This window comes from uncultured Sutterella sp. (assembly GCF_937923675.1).
Taxonomy (GTDB): Bacteria; Pseudomonadota; Gammaproteobacteria; order Burkholderiales; family Burkholderiaceae_F; genus Sutterella.
This window is the reverse complement of sequence record NZ_CALDXB010000023.1, coordinates 1-4,622: the sequence shown is the minus strand read 5'-3', so window position 1 is coordinate 4,622 and position 4,622 is coordinate 1. Positions and strand designations below refer to the sequence as shown.

The window sequence follows — 4,622 nt, the reverse complement described above, 5'->3', positions numbered from 1 at the left end:
GCCATGAAGTAACTGCGTTACCAGTTAAAAGGATCTACCGTGAACAGCGCTGAGAGCAAAGAGAAGCGCCAATCCCGCATGCAAACAGCATCGGCCCGAGCAAAAGCCCGGGCCGTTGTTGTGTGATAACTGCATCCTGTCCAAAGTAACGAAGGTCAGCCTTCGGACGTCTTCATCATGATTCGGCAAACCAGCGCAGTCATCAAGCCCGCGGCGCAAAAACCGAGCGCCATCATGCAGCAGGCCTCGAAGTCCATGCCGACCGCCTGCATCTCGCGCATAAGGGTCGGACCGCCGAATCCGGCCGCGGCAAAGCCGCAGAACATGATCCCGTAGTTAACGCTGGCATGCGCCGTCCCGAAGCGGTCCGCCGTAAAGCCCGGATAGATCGCCATGAAGGCGCCGAACGACAGGCCGACGAGAACGCAGCCGAGATAAAAGGAGGCATCATCACCCGTTCCGGCCGTCATGAGAACGCCGAGGCCGCAGGCCGAAAGCACGAGCGCGCCCATCAGCACCGCGAGGCGGCCCAATCGGTCCGAAAGCATGCCTGCCGCCATACGACCGGCCATGTTGAAGAGCGCGATCACGCTCACCGCAGCCGCAGCGGCCGCCGGCCCCATGCCGATGCTGGTTTTGGCAATCGATGCGGCCTGAGAGATGATCATCATGCCGGAGAGCGCGCCGCAAAGAAGAAGAACGATCATCGGATAGAAGATCGGAGACGCGAGCATCTCGCGCCACGTCTTGCCGGAAGCCGCCCGAGCGGATCGAACCTGCTCCATGCCGACCGGGACGAAGTCCGGCGGACAGCGCCGGCAGGCGAGAGCCCCCGTCATGATCACTGCGCCGAACACGCACCCGAGCACCATGAAGGTGTTCATGATGCCCACGACCTCAATAAGGCGCTGGGCAACGGGCGGCACGAGCACGGAGCTCATGCCGTAGGCCGCCGTCACGATGCCGCCCGCCATGCCGCGGCGATCGGGAAAGTAGCGGATGGCCGTCGTGATGCACGCGCCGTACGTCAGGCCGAGCCCGAGGCCGAAGCATCCGCCGTACGCCAGCGTGATGGAACTCGGCGAAGTCGCCATGCCGCAGAGAACAAGTCCGAGGCCGATGAGGAGGCCGCCGCCCATGATCACCGCGCGTGGGCCGAAGCGGTCGTTGACCGCACCGCCGAGAATCATCGGAATCGGGCCGACGGCATTGGCCACGCCGAAGGCGATCGAGAGATCGCCGGGCGTAACGGTCGTGCCGAGCTCGGCCGTGAAGTGTGCGGCGGCCGCAGACGCCAGCACGCTCCAGGCATAGATGGAGCCCGCGCAAAGATTGATGAGACAGATGACTGCCAGAATCAGCCAGCGGCGTCGGGTGAGCGTTTCGTCAGTTGCATTCATGGTGCGGATATCGTCCATCAGATTTGGGCAAGCTTTTCTTCAAGAAGACCGGCGGTCTTAGCAGCTTCGTTCTGCTTGAAGTTCAGCCAGGTCGACAGTCCTGCAAGGTGGAGATCGGCCTGTTCGGTCTGAGCTTCAAGCATGAGCGGCGAAGCGCTGCCGGGCGTGCGGCGGCCGGCAAGAATGTGCTCGGGCTCGATGACGGTCTTCAGAAGGTCGTCGCCGAGCGGGAATTCCGGGCTGAGGCCGTGTTCTTCGGCAAAGCTCTTCCAAACCTCGTGAAGATCGGACGGCTTGACGGTCTTGGGCGTCCAGCCGTTGGTTCGCGCCACCGTCACGAAGCGGGATGCGAATCCGTGGCCGGTTCTGAAATCGATGTTCGCAGTTCTCATGAGTACGTCGGCGATTTCCTGCGTGCAGGTCCATTCGTTCATCAGTTCGTCGCGGGCGCGTTCGCGGTCGACATGCAGGGAGCGAACGATGCCGGCAAAGGTTTCGATGACCGTTGCCGCATCTTCGGCAAGCGCACCCATTGCAAACTCGTCACGCACGTCCGCCATGCCGAGCGTGAGGTTCTGCATGCGCATCATGACGCCCTGAGCTTCGCCGGTCACCAGGCCTGCGTCTCGTCGGCAGTCGTTGATGAGTCCGGGATTGCGCTTCTGCGGCATGCTGCTCGAATGATAGACGCCGTTGCGGTCCATGCTGACGACCCAGGGCTTCACCTGCGCATACTGAACCATGAAGTCGGCGAGGAACGCATTGATGTGAAGCATGACGGACGTCACGATCTGGCTCATTTCGAGCGGCAGATCATTGCCTCGGATCTGTCCGGCGTCAAAAGCCTGATCGACCGGCTTGGAAAAGCCCAGAAGGCCCGCCATTTCCGCCGTATCGAGCGGCCATCCGGTGCCCGTGCAGACGCAGCTGCCCATCGGGCAGACGTCGTGACGGCGCCAGCATTCGATCATGCGCTCGACATCGCGGGAAAAGGCATTGACGTGCGCAAGCAGATAATGACCGTAAAGCGTCGGCTGGGCCTGCACGCCGTTCGTATAGGCGGGCACCACCGCATCGCCCTCGCGCCTGACGGTTTCAACAAGACTTTCGCACAGACGAACGACGGCATCGCCGAGAAGCACCAGGCGCTCGCGGTTCAAAGCCGCATTGCACGTGGCCAGAATGTCCTGGCTGGAGCGTCCTGCGTGAAGAATCCCGGCATCGCGTCCGCAGCGCTTGAGGAGTTCGGGTTCGAACTGAATGTAAAGATTGAACTTCGAGCGCAGGCCTCGGCCGGCCTCCTCCCTAATTTCATCAAGCGCCTTGTGAAGCCTGCGGGCAGCTTCGCGATCCAGAAGACCGGCCTTGACATTGGCAACCACGGAAGCGCGGTTGATCTGCTGAAGCCAATACTCGGTATCGTGAACAATGCCCGTTTTGAGCGCAGGCATTTTTCCCATATGAAATCCCAACATGTCTTTTCCTATTATCTGCAACAGTCATCATGCGTCGGCCGGAAGGCAATTCATCCGGCCGGCATTCGCCCTATTGATTAAAAGCGGTGCATCATGCCGACGATGGCCTCGCGGGCGCTGATGCTGCCGTCCTGCCAGTCGGCGTCCTGCCAGAAGCAGCCGGCAATGCCGTAGAGCGACGTGCGGCGGGAGAGCGGGTACATGTAGCCGACGCCCGCATTGATGCGGTCGTACTTGTTGCGTTCGGAGACATTGTTGTTCTCGCCGAAGCCGTAGGCGACGGAAGCCTTGAACGTGCCGCCGGCAGCCGGGACATCAACGCCCGTCGCGAACGCCCAGCTGTCGAAGCCGAGATTCGTCGTCTGAGCCGCCGTCACGGGTGCCCATTCCTTGGTCGAATAGCCGCCGATCGAACGTGCGTTCTTGAGGTACTGCGCGGAACCGTAGAGCTTGAAGTCTTCGAACTTCATGTTGCCGCCCACGGTCGCCTTCCAGGAATCCTTCTCGCTCTGCTTCACGCCGGAGGCCGTGTTGGAAGACCTGAGCCAGTCGACAGCCGCCGCAACGAAGGCGCGCTCGCCCGTCCAGGTGACGCCCAAGGCCGTCCAGCGGTCCGTGTCGGCCGTGCCTTCCGTATCGTCATTCTTGTTGCCGAGCGAATGCTGGACATGCACCTGAACGCCGTTCATGACCGGCGTCTTGTAGTTCACCATGTTGTTCCAGCGGGCGGCGGCAAGAGAGCCGGCAAACTTCCAGCCGCCGGTCATGTTGCCCCAGCCTGCGCCGAACGGATTGACGCGGCTGTTGAAGAGGCCCGTTGTACCGGAGCCCGTCGACATGGCCGGCATGCGGCCGAACTTCAATTCGCCCCAGGCCTTGGAGCGCAGACCGACGGACGATTCGCGCTCGAAAAGCGGAGAGCCGGCGCCATAAAGCGTGCCGTCGTCCGGAAGGAAGCCGCTTTCAAGATGGAAGATGACCTCGAGATCGTCGGAGAGCTTCTCCGCGCCCTTGACGCCCCAGGTGCTGACGTTGCCGGTGCCGAGCGTGCTCTTCGTCACGGCGCCCTGCTTGCCCACGAGACCGTTCGCATCGAGAACGTTGGGAGCGGCCTGTCCTGCAGGCTGGGCCATGCCCTTGTTCAGATCTTCGTGAACAATGGACATGCCCTGATCAAGGAAGCCGAAAAGCTGCACGTCGGCGGCCATCGTCGGCGCGGCGAACATGAGAGCGACGGAAAAAGCGATAAGGTTGCGTTGATTCATGATGATTACCTTTAAATTTGTTTCTTAACAGTTGAAAGTGCGGTCAAGTGCGGGAATCCCTCCGGGGAGAACGCGGGCATTCAGGCCCCGGCTTCGGACGGCCTCCTCGCCGAACTTGGTAGTGAGAACCGTTCCGCCGCCGGCGACGACGGCGCCGTTTTGCAGGACCGGCCTTCCGGCAACGAAGCTCAAAACGGCTTTGCCGCGCACCGGGTCATAGATGGTGATGTCGGCATCCGAACCGACTCGCAGGCAGCCCTTGTCGTGGAGCCCCAGCATGCGGGCCGGGATCAGTGAGGACTTGGCCGCGAATTCAAGCGGCGTCAGTCCGCCCAGCTTCATGAGCGCGCAGCCGCCCTCCACAATCACATTGCGGGGAAGCGAGCCGCCGTCTGTGCTGAGCGCATCCACGAGGAATGTGCCGTCGTCTCGACGGGCGCAGGCAAAAAAGGCTCGCGAAACAAGGGGATTGACGCCCGTAA

4 protein-coding genes are annotated in these 4,622 nt (G+C 61.8%); all 4 read right to left on the bottom strand.

Annotated elements, in window-relative coordinates:
- Nucleotides 1–155: 155 nt before the first annotated feature.
- The gene (locus tag Q0106_RS02490) at nucleotides 156–1,400 is read right to left on the bottom strand and encodes an OFA family MFS transporter (RefSeq protein ID WP_297608438.1); all 1,245 of its coding nucleotides are present in this window, start codon (nucleotides 1,398–1,400) and stop codon (nucleotides 156–158) included.
- Between the two features lie 17 nt (nucleotides 1,401–1,417).
- Nucleotides 1,418–2,851, bottom strand: coding sequence for a lyase family protein (locus Q0106_RS02485; RefSeq protein ID WP_297608436.1), 1,434 nt, complete (start codon nucleotides 2,849–2,851; stop codon nucleotides 1,418–1,420).
- A gap of 101 nt (nucleotides 2,852–2,952) precedes the next feature.
- Nucleotides 2,953–4,140: a porin gene (locus tag Q0106_RS02480; RefSeq protein WP_297608433.1), complete on the bottom strand. Its 1,188-nt coding sequence runs from the start codon at nucleotides 4,138–4,140 to the stop codon at nucleotides 2,953–2,955.
- 24 nt (nucleotides 4,141–4,164) lie between these two features.
- Nucleotides 4,165–4,622, bottom strand: a 458-nt coding sequence (locus Q0106_RS02475) for an amidohydrolase family protein (protein WP_297608430.1), incomplete at its 5' end; no start/stop codon positions are given.

Coding starts and splice junctions, on each gene's coding strand:
- Q0106_RS02490 (WP_297608438.1), bottom strand. CDS start 1,400: ATGAATGCAACTGACGAAACGCTCACCCGACGCCGCTGGCTGATTCTG.
- Q0106_RS02480 (WP_297608433.1), bottom strand. CDS start 4,140: ATGAATCAACGCAACCTTATCGCTTTTTCCGTCGCTCTCATGTTCGCC.
- Q0106_RS02485 (WP_297608436.1), bottom strand. CDS start 2,851: ATGCCTGCGCTCAAAACGGGCATTGTTCACGATACCGAGTATTGGCTT.